At 67.6% G+C, this 15895-nt stretch carries 13 protein-coding genes and 4 pseudogenes; 7 read left to right on the forward strand and 10 right to left on the reverse strand.

What is annotated here, in order from left to right; genetic code table 11:
- Positions 1-1285: 1285 nt before the first annotated feature.
- On the reverse strand, positions 1286-2431 hold the full coding sequence (locus DWB77_RS36590; protein WP_120719399.1) for an IS701 family transposase: 1146 nt from the start codon (positions 2429-2431) through the stop codon (positions 1286-1288).
- Positions 2432-2592: 161 nt separating this feature from the next.
- Between DWB77_RS36590 and DWB77_RS38145 the strand changes: the two genes are divergently transcribed.
- Both DWB77_RS38145 and DWB77_RS36600 read left to right on the forward strand, forming a co-directional pair.
- A complete protein-coding gene (locus DWB77_RS38145) occupies positions 2593-3546 on the forward strand; it encodes a hypothetical protein (protein WP_162952713.1) in 954 nt (317 codons plus the stop codon).
- A 753-nt stretch (positions 3547-4299) separates the two neighbouring features.
- Positions 4300-4840, forward strand: a pseudogene (locus DWB77_RS36600) (IS630 family transposase); the annotation flags it as partial.
- A gap of 40 nt (positions 4841-4880) precedes the next feature.
- On the opposite strand, the gene DWB77_RS36605 reads toward DWB77_RS36600, so the two are convergent.
- Positions 4881-5168 carry a hypothetical protein gene (locus tag DWB77_RS36605; RefSeq protein WP_120726987.1) on the reverse strand — a complete coding sequence of 96 codons (288 nt, stop codon included), beginning with the start codon at positions 5166-5168 and terminating at the stop codon, positions 4881-4883.
- 54 nt (positions 5169-5222) lie between these two features.
- Positions 5223-5345 carry a hypothetical protein gene (locus tag DWB77_RS39375; RefSeq protein WP_281280074.1) on the reverse strand — a complete coding sequence of 41 codons (123 nt, stop codon included), beginning with the start codon at positions 5343-5345 and terminating at the stop codon, positions 5223-5225.
- A 1031-nt stretch (positions 5346-6376) separates the two neighbouring features.
- Here DWB77_RS39375 and DWB77_RS38150 point away from each other — a divergent pair.
- Together DWB77_RS38150 and DWB77_RS36610 are read left to right on the forward strand one after the other, a co-directional pair.
- A complete protein-coding gene (locus tag DWB77_RS38150; RefSeq protein WP_162952714.1) occupies positions 6377-6583 on the forward strand; it encodes a hypothetical protein in 207 nt (68 codons plus the stop codon).
- Positions 6523-7515 (forward strand): hypothetical protein, encoded by a 993-nt coding sequence (locus DWB77_RS36610; protein ID WP_120726989.1) that lies wholly within the window; start codon positions 6523-6525, stop codon positions 7513-7515. The genes DWB77_RS38150 and DWB77_RS36610 overlap by 61 nt, the downstream gene beginning before the upstream one ends.
- Before the next feature lie 279 nt (positions 7516-7794).
- On the opposite strand, the gene DWB77_RS36615 is transcribed toward DWB77_RS36610, so the two are convergent.
- The 3 genes from DWB77_RS36615 to DWB77_RS36625 form a co-directional block, all read right to left on the reverse strand.
- Positions 7795-8259, reverse strand: coding sequence for a hypothetical protein (locus tag DWB77_RS36615; RefSeq protein ID WP_120726991.1), 465 nt, complete (start codon positions 8257-8259; stop codon positions 7795-7797).
- A complete protein-coding gene (locus DWB77_RS36620) occupies positions 8259-8513 on the reverse strand; it encodes a hypothetical protein (RefSeq protein WP_120726993.1) in 255 nt (84 codons plus the stop codon). The genes DWB77_RS36615 and DWB77_RS36620 overlap by 1 nt, the downstream gene beginning before the upstream one ends.
- Before the next feature lie 250 nt (positions 8514-8763).
- Positions 8764-8970 (reverse strand): hypothetical protein, encoded by a 207-nt coding sequence (locus tag DWB77_RS36625; protein ID WP_120726995.1) that lies wholly within the window; start codon positions 8968-8970, stop codon positions 8764-8766.
- 334 nt (positions 8971-9304) lie between these two features.
- Here DWB77_RS36625 and DWB77_RS36630 point away from each other — a divergent pair, with 334 nt between their 5' ends.
- On the forward strand, positions 9305-10450 hold the full coding sequence (locus DWB77_RS36630) for an IS701 family transposase (RefSeq protein ID WP_120719399.1): 1146 nt from the start codon (positions 9305-9307) through the stop codon (positions 10448-10450).
- A 195-nt stretch (positions 10451-10645) separates the two neighbouring features.
- On the opposite strand, the pseudogene DWB77_RS36635 reads toward DWB77_RS36630, so the two are convergent.
- From DWB77_RS36635 to DWB77_RS36645, 3 genes and pseudogenes are all read right to left on the reverse strand, one after another.
- Positions 10646-11355: pseudogene (locus DWB77_RS36635) on the reverse strand (IS5 family transposase); the annotation flags it as partial.
- A 38-nt stretch (positions 11356-11393) separates the two neighbouring features.
- Positions 11394-12625, reverse strand: a protein-coding gene (locus tag DWB77_RS36640; protein WP_120719390.1) for an IS3 family transposase whose coding sequence is annotated in 2 segments (ribosomal slippage) — positions 11394-12298 and positions 12298-12625 — 1233 coding nt in all. Because the reading frame shifts where the segments join, the coding sequence is not laid out codon by codon here.
- Between the two features lie 71 nt (positions 12626-12696).
- Positions 12697-12969 (reverse strand): annotated as a pseudogene (locus DWB77_RS36645) (transposase); the annotation flags it as partial.
- Positions 12970-13284: 315 nt separating this feature from the next.
- Between DWB77_RS36645 and DWB77_RS36650 the strand changes: the two are divergent.
- Positions 13285-13812 carry a CbrC family protein gene (locus tag DWB77_RS36650; RefSeq protein ID WP_120726997.1) on the forward strand — a complete coding sequence of 176 codons (528 nt, stop codon included), beginning with the start codon at positions 13285-13287 and terminating at the stop codon, positions 13810-13812.
- A gap of 214 nt (positions 13813-14026) precedes the next feature.
- On the opposite strand, the pseudogene DWB77_RS36655 reads toward DWB77_RS36650, so the two are convergent.
- Positions 14027-14919: pseudogene (locus tag DWB77_RS36655) on the reverse strand (amino acid permease).
- 247 nt (positions 14920-15166) lie between these two features.
- Between DWB77_RS36655 and DWB77_RS36660 the strand changes: the two are divergent.
- Complete coding sequence (locus DWB77_RS36660) at positions 15167-15748, forward strand: hypothetical protein (protein ID WP_216826891.1); 582 nt, start codon at positions 15167-15169, stop codon at positions 15746-15748.
- The last annotated feature ends 147 nt before the right edge of the window (positions 15749-15895 follow it).

Below are 15895 nucleotides of genomic sequence, written 5' to 3' on the forward strand. Positions count from 1 at the left end.
GAGCCCAGGTTACGGAAGCGGCTGGTGGTGCTGGTGGGGGTGGTTGTTCTCTTGGCTGGGCTCGGAATGCTCTTCGCCCAGGGGCTTGACGGAACTCCTTCGAGAATGAGGTGCATGGCGGTCGACGGCGACGGGCGAAGAGTCTGCCTGTAGGCGAGCGATGCGTCCCCTCGCGAAGGGGCCCTTCTCGACAGGTGGTCACCTGGGTCGAAGCCACCTGGGACGATGCGCCGGCGGCTGGAAGCCCGATACATAGCTGGCGGGTCGCTTCATCGCCCCGCCCCATCGGAGCCTGTCCTGGGGGGCCCTCCCGTCGCCCAATGCCCCATTTGCCGCCCCTCGGTGGGCAGTTCACGCCGCTCGGGCGACTGTGCTCTGCATAGTGCCGTCGTGCGTGTGGCGGGTCTCGCTCACGTTCGGAGTCGGTGTCGGCTTCTTCTTCGTCGGCCGACTTTGTTCGATGTACGCGAGGACGTCGATCGTGGTCTACGTGGCTGATCCCGTCGGAGGGGTCGCAGGAGGCCGCGTATATGACGCCGGCTCTGGTGAAGCCTTGGGACGCGTGGGTTGCGCGGTCGGGTGACCGTCGCATGACGACACCGGCGGTGGTCGTACCCGCCGCGGTGGGCACTGCCGCGGTGATGGCATTCGAGGGTTAAAGAGGGGTTGTCAGCGGTCGATCGGGAGAATGCCGTGTAGGCCGCTGTCAGAAGGGACCTGTTGGACCGTGTTGTCGAGGGTGTTGGCCGTCGATGACGGTTTCCAGGCCGTTGGGGAGCGGGTCTTTCTGTCGGTACCAGTCGCGTGAGTGGCCCTCGTTAAGGTGCGAAAGGTATTCGGCATCCGGTTTCGTCGCATGCCGGAGCACTGTCTCCGCGAAGGGCACGTGTGTATGGAGGTGGTCTGCCCGATTTCCGACGGAGCGAGGGAGCCAGTCAGTAGGGGCCACCCGAGCCGATCCCTGGCCCGAGCCCATTGAGCCGACCTGTGGTGACGTCGGCTGCGCGCCGCCGGTAACTGCGGCTGACGACGATGTGCCGATGGGTGGTTGGGACCGTTTCGCGGACAGTGGTGAAGGCCTTCGTCCATCCTGTGAACCCAACGTGCTTCTAGTACCGCAATCACAGTTATGGGGTGTGTCCGCGTTGTTTGTAGTGGCTGTCGCGGGCACGTGTCTGGCTGAGTCTTCGCCAGTGTGACCAGTGCAGATGGTGGTGGATGGTGAGGTGGGCGGGGTGGAGAAGGTGGCCGATGAGGCGGCGTATCTCCGCTACGGACAGCGGTATCAGGCCACCGCTGTTTCCCCTTTTGAGAGTTCGCAGGCGCGGACGGCGGTGAGGGCCGCGAGGGCGGCCATGGCCAGGGTGATGTGCCGGTACCAGGCGTGGTAGAGACGGACTTGGTAGTGGTCCAGGCCGCACTCGCCCTTCGCGGTCTGGAAGCATTCTTCGACTGCCCAGCGGGCGCCGGCCACCCTGACCAGGTCTTTCAGCCGGGTAGCGACGGGGCCGTAGCAGACGTAGTAGGCGAGGTCCGTGGGGTCTTTGAGGCTCCGGCGGGCCAGGACCCAGTGGCCGTGGCCGTTCTCCCACCAGATCCGGATCGGGATCCGCGCCCACTGGTACATGCGCTCGCCATGGGATCCCTTCCCGGCGGACAGGCGCTTCCACGCCTGCGGCGCGAGACCGGTGACGAGGTCGTCGACACGGCGTTCACCCATGCCGCGGGTGATGACGGTGTCGCTGGTCTTCACGCACATCACATGGCTGATGGCCCGCTGTTCCATCCAGCACCTGAGGGATTTCGACTGTCCGTAGGCCTCGTCCGCGGTGACCCACGCGAACGGGACGCCGGCCTCCACCGCACGAAGGAGCATGGCCTTGAAGTGCTCCGTCTTCGTCGCGAACAACACCTCGTCCGGAATCCCCGCGTCCCGGCACCGCTCACGGTCGTCCGTCCACGAGGCGGGCACATACAGCTCCCGGTCGATCAGAGCCCGGCCTTTCGGCGAGGCGTAGGCCAGAAAGGTGCCGACCTGGCAATTTTCCGTACGTCCAGCCGTTCCGGAATACTGCCGCTGGACGCCGGCCGAGCGCACACCCTTCTTCAGGAAGCCAGTGTCGTCCCCGATCAGGACGCCGTCCTTGTCACCGATCGTCTCCACAACGTAGTCCCGCACATCGTCACGGACTGCGTCCGCGTCCCAGTCCGCCTCGCCCAACAGCCGCTGCATCCCGATCGGCAGCCGGTCACCAGCCCGTTCCGCCAGAGTCCAGCCGTTCTTCCGCTCCAATGGAGCGATCAGGCCTCGCATATACGCAAGCGCCCGCGCACGAGGCTCCGACCTCACGAAACGCGACGCGAACCTGGCATGTAAACCCGCCAGCACCCCGTCCCACTGCCCAACCAACCCCACCCCGAGCTCAGCCATACACCAACTCAACCACACACAAGTGTGATTGCAGTACTAGGGGTGGGCAGCTGATGGTGTGGGGATAGGCATTTCGACTTCGGGTCGCTTCTTTCTACATCCGCGGACGTGCCTGGCGACGGCGGGCAAATGCTCGGCAGGCCGTCGCTACTTCAACCGCGTTGGACAGCCTCATTGACCGGCTCGGGTTGCACGTCGACGCACGACATACGCGTCGCGCCATCCAGCAGACCCGTTCGACGTTGGAGACGGTCCCTTGGGTTGTCATGCTGGTTCCTGGCGTGACGTTGATCGTTTCAGACGCCCTTCTGAGCGACGCCGTTTGGGCCCTTCACCGCGTCACTGCTGCCCTGGGTGCGGACTCGCTTGCAGGAAGTTTCAGTCGATACAGCGTACTGATGCGGCACCTGGATACGCTGCCGCCCGGCCCCGACCGCACGCATATGCTCATAGTCTCGATCACGTGGACCGCGGTGCTGTTTGTCGGAGCGATAGTGCCTATGGAACGCCGCACGGTCCTGCACCGGTGTTCGCTGACGTTCCAGGTCGTCCCCGTCCTGAGTAGCTGTGCCAAGGCAAAGTCCCGCTCTCCCATTAATCGGGCGGGAGCCCTGCGTGAGCTGGACCGCAGATGTCGAGCGTTCGAGCGGCAGGTACTCAAGGCTCATCGCCGCGTCGGTGGCATATCGCGCCGGTCACCCCGGCAGAAGCCTGCTCTGCGGCACGCACACCTTGTTGCGGGTGCCCTGCGGGCTCAGCTGGCACGGCTGGACATGACGCCGGATGCCGGCATCGAGCAACTCGCCCTTATGGTCGTGGAGATCAGCGAGCGTCATGCCACAGGACGGGTCAGCCAGCTCCTTCCGCAAGAAGTTCTCAACGGGGTCGTGCCCGTATCTCGATCAAGCACAGCGATCCGAGAGTCCGTCCATGTCGCTGCGGTGATCGCGGCAGCTCTGGCAGCCGTGATCACCGTGAACGCTCTGGTACCTGATTCGGCTGTATCAAGTGATCTCCGGCCGTGGCTCCTGGCGGGAGCTGCCGCCGTCACAGCCATTCTGATCGGAGGCTGGCAGCGCGTCGTACGCCTTCTGGAAGCTCTGCCCGTCAAATAGAGGAGCCGTCACTCGGGCCAGGGGGCCCGGGGCGCAGCTCCACTTCTTGTGCCCGCGGGGGAGGCCTGCGGGTCTGGGCGCATGGAGAACTCTTGCCAGTGGGCACTGCGGGACGTCAGTACTCCTTCAACCGGCACAGGTGCACCACTGCCATTGGCGGGGCGACACTGTCCTTGATCGTATTCAGCGGCAACTGAGTCGGCACAGCCCCGAAATCCGCGCCAACCCCGCCCCCCTTTTTTCGGTACTCGCCGTCACAGTCGTACCGGAGCAATCGGCGCTCGGCCATGCCGTCGGCCCCGCGCCCGGCGGGAGGGGGGTGGGCCAGGGGGCCCGGGCCTTGGCCCACCTCCCGTACGGCGCGCGATGCGTCGTGCAGCACGTTGTGTGGGTGTCTAGTGCCGTCACCACCGACTGTGCGATAGCCGTCGCCTTCGCCGAGGTCGCGGTATTCGTACAGGCTCGGGTGCGGGACCTGCCATCGCTGTGGAGCTGGTCGGGATGATGGGGCGCGACACGGCCGAGGAACTCGCGCTTGAGTTCGTACTGCGGGTGGGGACCTTGGATCTCGGATACCCGTCCGCGCACAGCCCGGGTTGGCACGAGCTGCGGCGAAATGGTGGTCCCTTGCCCCAGGTTGATGGCCATCAGTGGAGCCCTGAGATCCACGCGTCGATCTTCGCCGAGTGTTCCGGGCAGAGTGCCGGTGCTGCTCCGATGAGGGCGCCGGCGGCCTCATCGCTGAAGCCGAGTCGGCCCTTCACCCGCTGGTCGATCCGCAAGCTCGCCGGTCATCTGCGACGCAACCGTGCCCGCCCCGTCCTCATCGGCCGGCAGGCACCACGGTGCTTGCTCGCCCGCCGCGGGATCTCCTTTCAACGCACGAAGACCTGGAAGGAGTCCCCGGCCCCCGACTTCGACGCCAAACTGGTCCGGATCGAGTACGCGATCAACGAACGGCCGGGCCGCACCTTCGCGTTCGACGAGTTCGGACCCCTGGGAATCGGCCCGACCGCCGTCTCCTGCTGGGCCGAGAAGAGAAGGCCGGACCGTCTACCGGCCGCCTACCGGCGCACCCACGGCATCACCTGCTTCCACGGCTGCTACTCCATCGGCCACGACCAGATGGCCGTCGACGTAGGCGTCCTCGGCCAACCCCATTGAGGCCCACTTTGGACCACTACGGCAGTTCACCCTGGCCAACTCGAACCATCCACAACGACGCGAACGCGCCCGAATTTGCAGCGAGAAGGGCATCCGATGGGGCGGACGACCACTACCCATCTGGGCCTGACCGCTCAACTCGGTGAACCTCCCCCGCCACAGCTCTAGGCTCAGTCGAGACCACGATGGGCAGCCCACAACGTCCCGGCGCGGCTGGCCGCGTCGGCAACCAGAGCCGCCAGTTCTGGTTCGTCGGGGACCGGGAACGAGACATATGCGCCCCGACCACCGCCGACTGGTCGGCCATAGGCTTTCGCGGCGAGACGACGGTCCGGGAGTAGCCGGATGTTGAGTGTGGTCAGTTGGAACTCTTCACCACGTCGAGTGTCTGTCCAGCGGAGCGCCGGCGGGATCGTGACGTTGATTGCCAGAGCACTCACTTCCAGGTCGCTGCCCATAGGCGGATGCTCTCACGTGAGTCGCACAGGCGGCGGGTTAAGTAGGCGGTTTGATCAGGACTCGATACACGCCCTGGTTTGAAATGGGGTGTCCCGCTCGGTCTCGACCAGGTTTGTCGACTCCGCCACGAGTTGGTCGTAGCGCTCCTGGGTCACCTTGCCGACCATCGTGGGCATCGCCCTCACCACCTGCCACGAACCCGGGGCGGCACAGCGCCGGCGTCAAGGCCGGGCCCGCGATACGACGGGCTGGACCGTTTCGGCCGCCCTTGTCCCTGTCGTTGACGGGGTGGGGCGAAGGCCATTGGTGTGGTTACGGGGCCGGGGGGTAGCTCGCATCGACGTGCCACTGAGGGCGGCGTAGAGGTACTCGGCTCGTCCGGCGGAGTGCCGGCCTCGGCCTGGCAGCGCTGTCGCTGAACGGGTCGGCTTCGCCGTTCAGGGCTGCCGTGCAGAACGACCCCATACCGCCGGTCGCCGGATCCGCAGCCGCCTCCCGCGCGGTCGGTCACGCACGGCAGCAGCGTCCAGGAAGGCGCGGAGACGGTCCGGGCGATCTCTCGTAGCAGGCCGGCCCGGATCCGGATGGCTCAGGTCCGCCCGGGACAGGCAGGGGCGTCTCTCGCTGCCACCGCCGGTACTTGCGGCGATGCTGCCGCTGCTCCTGGTGCCGGATGAGCCCATTGCGTTCCAGAACACGATGCACTTTTGCCCGTGACGGAGCTGCGGCGGGGCTGGTCCGTGCGCGATCTCGAAGGCGATCCGCCGGGCACCCCATCGGGTCCAAACCGGGGGCACTTCGTCGAACACCTTCCTGTCGACCGGCGGCCCGATGATCGGCGTCCGGTCGGCGGGCTGGTGGGTTGCGCCGACCGCTCCTGAGGGGGACTCGTGTTGACGGCGGGACGGTGTCGAATCCATGTGAGGGAGCGTCAGAAGCCTTGCGGCATTTGGGGAGTGGGTACGGCTCCGACCGTAAGCGCGCCCCGGCGCACAACGTCCACCGGGGCTCGCGCGCTCGCTCGAAGGGGCGGGGGAGGGCGGCGAAAACACCGATGGGAGCGCAATCGCTCGATCGGTGTCTCTTCTCCTCCGCACGGAGTAGAAGGCCTTGTCGCGTGGTGTGCTGACGTGGGTCCATATGTCCTGCCGCACGCCGGAGCAGCGCTTTCGCTTCACGGTCCGCCGCGGCGCGAAAGGACGCGTGCATGGGTGTCACCCAGGACCGGGCCATGGCTCGGCTTGCCGACCCGGTCTTACTCGGCGCGCTGCTCCAGCCCCGGGCCCGGTTCCTCGTCGAGCGCACCCATGAGCTGGAGTACGAGCGGATCGACTCGGTGACGGCGCTGCGGACGTGGTCCGCTTCCTGCTCTCGGAGCACCACGTCGGGGTCACCGACACCGGGATCTCCATGATCATCAGCGGTGACGACATCCTCGTCTCGGGCCCGAAGGTGAAAGGCACCGCGGCGATCTCGCACGGCGAGGTCCTCCAGGCGATCAAGGACATCAAGGACCCCGCCCCCCACGTCTTCTCCGACGCCGAGGTCGACGCCTGGCTGAAGCAGGCCGAAAGACTCCTGAAGGAGCCGTCGGTGAAGCCCGGTGCCGCCACCGGGGCGACCGCGGCCGGCGAGGCCGTGCTGACCGTGGAAGCGCTCGAGGACCTCGTCGGTGCGACCATCGCCGAGCTCGCCGAGGTTCCCGGCAGCGCCACCCTGGAGAACAGCGCGCGCGGCAGCAAGTTGCACACCATCTTCAGCCGCCTGGTCCAGGAGCAGTTCCCGCACAGCGGTCTGCAACTCATCAGCGAAACCAGTCTCCGCGCCTTCGCCAGGCTGCCCGCCAAGGTCCTCGACCTGCCGATCGAGGAGTACGTCCGGCAGACCCCGGGCCTGATGGCCTACGAACGCGAACTCCGCCCGCTGTTCAAGAACCCCAAGACCGGCGAGGTCCGGCTGATCGGCGGCCTCAAGCCCGACCTCGTGGTCCGCGCCCCGGGCCAGTTGGTGGTGTTCGACCTGACCAGCATCGAGGTGGGCAAGCACATGGCCAAGGACATCCTCTACACCCACCTGCTGCGCGAGTCCGGAGAGATCGCCCGGGTCGGCGAAACGTACTGGCGCCACATGGGCAGGACCACGGCCGAGATCGGGGAGCTCTACCCGAAGGAGGTACGGGCCGCCCGCAAGCGGGCCCTACTCGTGCAGGAACTCAAGGCCCTGCACGACGCCAAGAAGGGCACCCAGCGGTCTTTCGCGACGACTGCCGTGGCCACACCCGGTCGGCCTTCGCCTGCACGAGCAGCGGATCGCCCACCACCTGCCACAGCGGAACGGCATGTGTGAGGTGCCTGCTGCGGGTCGAGAACGCGTACGCAGGGCAACACCGTCCGCGCACCGCTGTATGGACTCGATGTCCACTTCCGGCAGATGTGGCAAGAGCAGGCGGGCGCAAGCCACCTGAGCCCGCTTCTGATCCTGGTGGGCCATGCTGATCCCATGACCAGGATATGGGCCCATGGCACCCGGGGGAGAGGCGTCAGGGCCGGAACACGTGTCGTCCTGCCAACCTCGCGGCCCCCTCGAAGGTCATGCATGCCGTCACGGACAGGGTCCTGGAAAGGGTCAGTGGTCGAGCTGTTGCCGGCAGGCGCGTACGACGGATGGGTCGAGGCCGGTGTTCTGTGCCCAGGAGCACACGATCCTGGCGTCATAACTGGGCTGGGCACGGGGACGCGGTCGGGGTGCGGGGGAGGGGCGTCGGGTGAGACGCGGCGTGCGTCCGCGATGCCCGGACGTGTCCGTGCGCTGTGACGGTTCCCGTCCCGGGCCGAGCAGGGGGCGCGGCGGCCTCGCCGCCGTGGTGTCGGCGGGCGTGGTCGGTGACGCCGGACCGAAGGCGGGCGCGAGGGTTTCACGGGCGGGCGCCTGGACGGGCTCGGGCCAGAACGGGCTGGGCGCCGCGGGGGCCATGCGGCCCCCGTGGGGGGCCAACTCCCGCGCGGGTGCCTGGGATTCCGGAGTGATGTAGGCGCAGCCGGTGCCGGCCAGCAGGGCCAGCACCACGAGCGGCAGGCGGGGGATGCGCATCAGGGACTACTGGGGGCGAGGTCTTCCTTGGCTGTGGAGAGCAAGTGGTGGTCCACCCAGCCGTCCACGCCCGATTCCTTCATCGTGATGTGCGCCCAGACCACATCACGGGAGTAGCCGTGAAAGCGGCACTTCTGATCGCGGTAGCCGATCCCCGCCTTCGCCGCTGTCTTCGACGGGGCCTGGCGAATCACCGCCGCGTCCGTGTCGATCCGGCACGGCTCCTCGCCCGAGGCCACCGCCGGCGGTGCCATCGGTCGTGCCCCGAGAACACCCAGCACAGCAGCAGTCCCCACGGCCAGTCTGGCAGCTGAGCGCACCCGCACCCCTCCAAAGATCACGAAATCGGAGAGACCTTCGTAGCGAGCGCGCGGGGACGAAGTCGAGCCGGGGGAGGGGCCGTTCATCCCTGGGCGTGAAAACTGTCATCATCACACCGGGCCGCAACGTGATACGTCCCGAACCGTAGTAGACACGGCCGGGGCCCGCCTGTCGCAGACGATCTCAGCTGGAGTGCGCGGCCTTGGTGACGGCGTCGTTGAACTCGAAGCGGTGGACGCGCAACATGCGGGCGTCTTCGGCCGCAGCAGGCTTGTACAGCAGTGGCATTGTCGAACGTGGCGGAGCGAGGAATGCCTGACGGAGCTCCACCAGACGGACGAACGACGCCTGCCGTTCGGCCTCGTCAGTCTGCTCAAGTGTCTTCGCCATTTCAGCCCCACGTCACCTTCAGCCACGGCTGAAAGTCGGTGCGACCGCAGAGCTCCCCCCGCGGACACGTGGCCCAGGAGTGCCGGTTGCCGTGGTGACTAGAGTGGATCTCTTCGGGTGGCGAGGGCTCCCGGAGTCCCCAAGGCGGATGCCTCTGATGTCCTTGCAACCAGTACCGCCCTCTCCGGGCCGCGTCCCTACGCACGGTGTGGGAAGTACCCCCCGCCGATGCCGTTCGAAGCCTGCGTGCTCTGTGGGTGGAGCGCCCGCCCCGACTCCGAGCTCGCCGTCCTCCTAGTACTGCAATCACACTTGTGTGTGGTTGAGTTGGTGTATGGCTGAGCTCGGGGTGGGGTTGGTTGGGCAGTGGGACGGGGTGCTGGCGGGTTTACATGCCAGGTTCGCGTCGCGTTTCGTGAGGTCGGAGCCTCGTGCGCGGGCGCTTGCGTATATGCGAGGCCTGATCGCTCCATTGGAGCGGAAGAACGGCTGGACTCTGGCGGAACGGGCTGGTGACCGGCTGCCGATCGGGATGCAGCGGCTGTTGGGCGAGGCGGACTGGGACGCGGACGCAGTCCGTGACGATGTGCGGGACTACGTTGTGGAGACGATCGGTGACAAGGACGGCGTCCTGATCGGGGACGACACTGGCTTCCTGAAGAAGGGTGTGCGCTCGGCCGGCGTCCAGCGGCAGTATTCCGGAACGGCTGGACGTACGGAAAATTGCCAGGTCGGCACCTTTCTGGCCTACGCCTCGCCGAAAGGCCGGGCTCTGATCGACCGGGAGCTGTATGTGCCCGCCTCGTGGACGGACGACCGTGAGCGGTGCCGGGACGCGGGGATTCCGGACGAGGTGTTGTTCGCGACGAAGACGGAGCACTTCAAGGCCATGCTCCTTCGTGCGGTGGAGGCCGGCGTCCCGTTCGCGTGGGTCACCGCGGACGAGGCCTACGGACAGTCGAAATCCCTCAGGTGCTGGATGGAACAGCGGGCCATCAGCCATGTGATGTGCGTGAAGACCAGCGACACCGTCATCACCCGCGGCATGGGTGAACGCCGTGTCGACGACCTCGTCACCGGTCTCGCGCCGCAGGCGTGGAAGCGCCTGTCCGCCGGGAAGGGATCCCATGGCGAGCGCATGTACCAGTGGGCGCGGATCCCGATCCGGATCTGGTGGGAGAACGGCCACGGCCACTGGGTCCTGGCCCGCCGGAGCCTCAAAGACCCCACGGACCTCGCCTACTACGTCTGCTACGGCCCCGTCGCTACCCGGCTGAAAGACCTGGTCAGGGTGGCCGGCGCCCGCTGGGCAGTCGAAGAATGCTTCCAGACCGCGAAGGGCGAGTGCGGCCTGGACCACTACCAAGTCCGTCTCTACCACGCCTGGTACCGGCACATCACCCTGGCCATGGCCGCCCTCGCGGCCCTCACCGCCGTCCGCGCCTGCGAACTCTCAAAAGGGGAAACAGCGGTGGCCTGATACCGCTGTCCGTAGCGGAGATACGCCGCCTCATCGGCCACCTTCTCCACCCCGCCCACCTCACCATCCACCACCATCTGCACTGGTCACACTGGCGAAGACTCAGCCAGACACGTGCCCGCGACAGCCACTACAAACAACGCGGACACACCCCATAACTGTGATTGCGGTACTAGGGCGTGTGTGATGTCGTGATCAGTCGGCGGTTTTCACGAGGTCGTCGATCCAGATCATGGCGGCGCGGAGGTGGAGGCCGGCGAGGTAGCTGTCCGGGGTTTTGTCGTAGCGGGTGGCGATGCCTCGCCAGGCTTTCAGCTTGTTGATCAGACGCTCAACGGTGTTCCGTTCCTTGTAGAGGCCGGGGTCGTGGCTGATGGGCCGACCGCCTCGTGCGCCCTTCTTCCTGCGGTTGGCGGCCTGGTCCCTCTTCTCTGGGATGACGGCCTTGATTCCGCGTTTGCGCAGGTAGGCGCGGTTGCCGCGGGACGAGTAGGCCTTGTCCCCGGCGACCGCGCCGGGCGTTGTGCGAGGGCGGCCGACGGGCAGGCGAACTCGAACCTTCTTGAGCACGGGGATGAACTGCGGGCTGTCCCCGGCCTGCCCGGCGGTCAGGACCAGCGCGAGCGGACGGCACTGGCGGTCCGCGGCGAGGTGAATCTTGCTGGTGAGGCCGCCCCGGGACCTGCCGAGCAGGGCTTGCTTCAGGCGGATCCTGCGTCGGCGCCGGACGCGCCGGCGATCGTCCTGTCCCTTTCCTTCCTCCGAGCCGCCCCCTTTTGGCGGGCTGTCTCCTCTTCCCGCACGGCTTCTTCCAAGGTCTTCATGAGGTGCTTGCTGACCCGCATGCCCGCGGCATCGTGGTGAGCACGAACCGTGGTGGAGTCCACACTGACCAGCGACAAGTCCGGGCCTTCCCCCATGAAGGTGGGCACGCGGTTATCGATCACGCGGCGAGCGTGAGTTTAGCTTTGTGGTGTCGTCGTTCGTAGGCGTCGGGGCTGAGGTGGCCGTTGGTGGAGTGCCGGCGGCGGGTGTTGTAGCGGGTCAGCCAGGCGAAGACGGTGCGGCGGCAGGTGGTGGCGTCGCCGTAGTCGTGGTCGCCCTGGAGGGTCTCGCGTTTCAGGGAGGCGTGGAAGCTCTCGCAGGCGGCGTTGTCGGCGCTGGTGCCGACCGCGCCCATCGACCGGGTCACCCCGAGCTGGTCGCAGAGGCCGGCGTAGGCCCTGGATCCGTACTGGGCTCCGTGATCGGAGTGAAAGACCGCGCCTTCCAGTGAGCCGCGGGTGCGGGCGGCCATCCGCAACGCGTCGGCGACCAGGTCCGTGCGCATGTGGTCGGCGATGGACCAGCCGACAATTTTGCGGCTGAAGCAGTCCAGCACCGTCGCGAGGTAGAGGAACTTCCCTCCCTGGAGCGGGAGATAGGTGATGTCGCCCATGAGCTTGCGCCCGGGCTCGGTGGCGGTGAAGTCCCGGCCGAACAGGTCGGGGACGGTCCCCGCGGCCGGGTCCGGGACGGTCGTGCGGACCCGTCTGCGCAGGCGGATCCCGGTGATCGAGAACGCCCGCATGACCCGGGCGACCCGCTTCTCGTTGACTCGGTGGCCGTTCTCGCGGAGCTCGGCGGTCACCCGCGGGGAGCCGTAGGCGCCGCCGGACTCGCCGTGAACCCGGCGGATCTCCTTGACCAGGGCCACGTCCTGGCGCTGCCGGGCGGCGCGGGCTTCGGCGCCGGCGCACCACTTGTAGTAGCTGGACCGGCTGACGTCCAGGACGTGGCAGAGCCGCTTCACCTCATAGGTGTTCCGGTGGTCGTGGACGAACTGGAAGCGGCTCACCAGTTCGTCTCTCCGGCGAAATACTTGGCCGCCTTGCGCAGGATGTCCCGCTCGGTCGCGAGCTTGCGCTCACTCGCCTCGAGCTCGGCCACCCGCGCCTCCAGGCGGCGGACCCGCTCGTCCGGGTCAGCGGACGCGATCGCCGCCGGCGGAGAGGCAGGCCGCGCAGGTGCGGCGGTGACGCCACGGCGTTCGCGGTCCCGCAGCACCCACTCGCGCAGGGTCGCCCGGTTGATGCCCAGGTCAGCGGCGATGCTCTTGTACGTCGCCCCGGGTGTGGACTCGTACAGGGCCACGGCATCGGCCTTGAATTCGTCCGAGTAGTCCTTCAGCGCCATCGGCGGTCTTCTCGCTTCCTCCGGATCAAGCAGATCCAGTATCAGCGTGTCCACCACTCAGGGGGAGGCCCCTCCGTCCCGCCGGCGCCGGCCGTCTCGGCGATCAGGCCTTCCAGCAGAGCGGTGAACACACCCGCATCCCGCCACACACGGAAACGGCCGTAGACGGTCGCCCAGGGTCCGAACTCGGCAGGCATCTCCCGCCACTGCCCACTGGAACGGAACCGCCAGATCACACCCTCGAACTGCTCCCGCAACCGCTCCGGATACGGCCCGTACCTACCGATCGGCAGATACGGCTCGATGAACTTCCACTGAACATTGGTGAGTTGCCTACGCGTCACAACAACAGTCCTACCGGACTCCACCCCGCTAACGGGGCAGAACCCAACAGTTGATCACGACATCACACAGGCCCTAGTCCACCGGCAGTACCTCCGGCACTACCCCCGAATCAAGGGCTGGGTCGGCTGGAGTGTTACACCTCCGTTCGACGCCGAACTCGTCATCGTCGGCAGGCAGGAAGCGCGACGTGTCCATTTGAGGAACATCCCGATCCAACCCAGTCACCTGGCACTCCTTCCCAGCTCGAATGCTCAACGGCGCGGGCTGTGGGTCATAAAGGACAAGGTCAGCTGTTAGAGCTCGCACGCTTACGCATGGAGACGTTCCCGTACCACCCAGACCCCGTCGCCACGGGCGTGATCGTGTCTTCTGGCACGGCGTGCATCTGCTGTGGGCGGGAACGCGGGTATGTCTATCGGGGCCCGGTCTACGCTGCCGAGGAGCTCGTGGGCCGGCTGTGCCCGTGGTGCATCGCGGACGGCAGTGCCGCTGATCGGTTCGACGCCCATTTCACGGCGGGAACGTGCCTGGGCGACGACGTGCCCCTTGAGGTCTTCGCGGCGGTCGACCGGCGCACTCCGGGGTTCGTCGCGTGGCCGCAGCCCCGGTGGTTCTTCCCCTGCGGCGACGGCGCCGCGTTCCTGGGCCGGGTCGGAGCCGCCGAACTCGCCGCTTATCCCGCGGCGTTGGAGATGCTGCGGCGGGAAGCGAACGGCTGGGGCTGGCCGTCGGACCAGGTTGCGTACTTCCTCGGCTCGTTGGACAAGGACGGAGAGGCGACGGCGTATCTCTTCCGGTGCAAGGTCTGCGCAGCCCCCCTCGCATACACCGACTTCGCATAGGCCCTTCAGGCGGGTCGAACGACGTCCCGAACGGCCTCGTTAACCTGGAAGTTCGGTGTGCGCGGAGGGCGGTCCTGGCTTGCTTTCCCAGGAAAGCCCCAGCTGGACTCCCATGTCGGCGGGTTGCTTTCGGCTTCAGCGGCACGACGGGCTCCTCGAGCGGGCCCTTTCCGGCAGGGGCGGGAGTCGGCCGTACGTCTCGGGCTCTCGTGTGTCAGTCGGTGGCCGGGGCGGATGACGCACGTGCCGGCGGGTCCGGCTCCCTTGACGGGGAGGACGGGGGAGGCGCGGTTCGTCTGGCGGGGTGCGGGTGGCGGCGTCGGGCGCGGTGGGCGCCGGTCAGGGCCAGGGCCGCCGACAGAGCCGCTGAGGTGAGGAGTTGGGGGCGGGTGGCAGGAGACAGGGCCATCAGCACCAGCAGGGCGGCGATGGCGCCGATCACCGTCCGCGTGGTGGCCGGGAAGCCGCGGGTACGGAGCACCAGACGGCCGGTGCGTTCCAGGGAGCGGCGCAGCACCAGGTGGGAGCAGGCCAGCGCGAGCCACATGAACAGCATGGTCGCGCCCATCGCCTTGGCCAGCAACGGAAGCGCCGCGCCCGGGAACACGGCCTCCGGGACGACCGTGGCGAAGCCGACGGCCGAGGCGGCGGCGACCGCGCGGGCCGGCACTCGGCGCCGGGTCCGGCGGGCCAGCGTCCGGGGCGCCTCTCCGCGTTCGGCAAGGGAGTACAACATGCGCGAAGTGCCGTACATGTTGGCGTTGAGGGCGGAGAGCAGGGCCACGAGGATCACCGCCTGGGTGACCACGTCCGCGTGGGGGATGCCGAGGCGCATGAGCGCGGCGACGTACGGGCTCTCGTCCGGACGCGCTGCCCCCAGGGCAGGAGCAGCACGAGGACGAGCACCGACCCGAGGTAGAACAGGGCGATCCGCCAGATCGCGGTACGGACCGCGCTGCGGATGCTGCGGCCCGGGTCGTGCGACTCGGCCGCCGCCATGCCGATGACTTCCATCCCGCCGAAGGCGAACACCACTCCCAGGAGCGCCGTCACGACGCCGGACAGGCCGTGCGGGGCGAATCCGCCGTCGCCGGTGAGGTGCGCCAGGCCCGGCGAGTGGGTGCCGGGGGATCATCCGGGGCGGTGTGCGGATGGTTGCGCCGCCAGTGCCCCGTACGTAGGTGTGCGCCGCCCGTTCTTGGCTGTGCGGCGGTTCGGCCGTCCGGGGTGGCGGTGAGATCGAAGGAACCGATCTCACTCTGTCGTTCCTGTGCCAGAAGCGGGACCAGACCCGTCGAGTCGACTCGCCAGGGTCGCGCCGGTCGACCTCGGTCCACCCGGCATCGTGCTGCGATTGGCGGCAGGCAAGAATGAGGGGGTGTATTGCCTCCAGGCGGTCATCGCCGCCGAATCCGCGCTCCTGAAGTTGGCCGGCTCCGCCATGGAGGCGTGCATCGTTCCTCTCGGCCAACACCTCTGGCTCTTGCCGATGACTGACGCCTTGTTCGACGCGGTCACGGTCGACGGAGCACCCGAACTCGACGGTTTCTGGAAGGCGCCAGCGGGTTTTGAGCGTCTGCTGACCGCATGCTCGGAGGCAGGGCCGGTGGCCTTCGTCGAGGCCGACTACTTCGGCGGGACAGGCACCCAGATCGCGCAGGTCTGGGATGCAGGGGAGGTAGTCCTTGGCCCATTGCGCCTGGCCGAAGGCGAACCGTCGCCGACGACCGGCACTCCGATCTCTCAGGCGCTGCGGCGACTCGGCGCCGTCAAGGGCACTCACGTCGACGAGTTCTCCGCAGTCGACCTCGGCCGCCACCGCGACACTGAGGACTGGCTCTCGCTCATTGACACCGCCGTGCGCAGCTGCCAGGGATGCCTGGCCGAAGTCGGCGAGCCGTGCTCGTCGAACTGCTTGCCGGGCCCCTATGCCTGACGCTCACCCCCTGGGGCGCCTTGTCGGCGCCCCGCCCGCATCGTGATGGAGCCACCGAAGAAGCTGATCCGCGCCAGACGCCTCAAGTACGCCCAGACCATGGCCGATCCGGCCGTCCAGCGGGGCGTGCCGCCGAGCACGTGCCGG

Source organism: Streptomyces hundungensis (genome assembly GCF_003627815.1).
In the GTDB taxonomy this organism is placed as follows: domain Bacteria; phylum Actinomycetota; class Actinomycetes; order Streptomycetales; family Streptomycetaceae; genus Streptomyces; species Streptomyces hundungensis_A.

Excerpts from the sequence above, each read along its gene's own strand:
- DWB77_RS36590 (WP_120719399.1), bottom strand. The coding sequence starts at position 2,431 with ATGGCTGAGCTCGGGGTGGGGTTGGTTGGGCAGTGGGACGGGGTGCTG.
- DWB77_RS36605 (WP_120726987.1), bottom strand. The coding sequence starts at position 5,168 with ATGGGCAGCGACCTGGAAGTGAGTGCTCTGGCAATCAACGTCACGATC.
- DWB77_RS39375 (WP_281280074.1), bottom strand. The coding sequence starts at position 5,345 with ATGCCCACGATGGTCGGCAAGGTGACCCAGGAGCGCTACGACCAACTC.
- DWB77_RS38150 (WP_162952714.1), top strand. The coding sequence starts at position 6,377 with ATGGGTGTCACCCAGGACCGGGCCATGGCTCGGCTTGCCGACCCGGTC.
- DWB77_RS36615 (WP_120726991.1), bottom strand. The coding sequence starts at position 8,259 with ATGCGCATCCCCCGCCTGCCGCTCGTGGTGCTGGCCCTGCTGGCCGGC.
- DWB77_RS36620 (WP_120726993.1), bottom strand. The coding sequence starts at position 8,513 with ATGGCACCGCCGGCGGTGGCCTCGGGCGAGGAGCCGTGCCGGATCGAC.
- DWB77_RS36625 (WP_120726995.1), bottom strand. The coding sequence starts at position 8,970 with ATGGCGAAGACACTTGAGCAGACTGACGAGGCCGAACGGCAGGCGTCG.
- DWB77_RS36630 (WP_120719399.1), top strand. The coding sequence starts at position 9,305 with ATGGCTGAGCTCGGGGTGGGGTTGGTTGGGCAGTGGGACGGGGTGCTG.
- DWB77_RS36650 (WP_120726997.1), top strand. The coding sequence starts at position 13,285 with ATGGAGACGTTCCCGTACCACCCAGACCCCGTCGCCACGGGCGTGATC.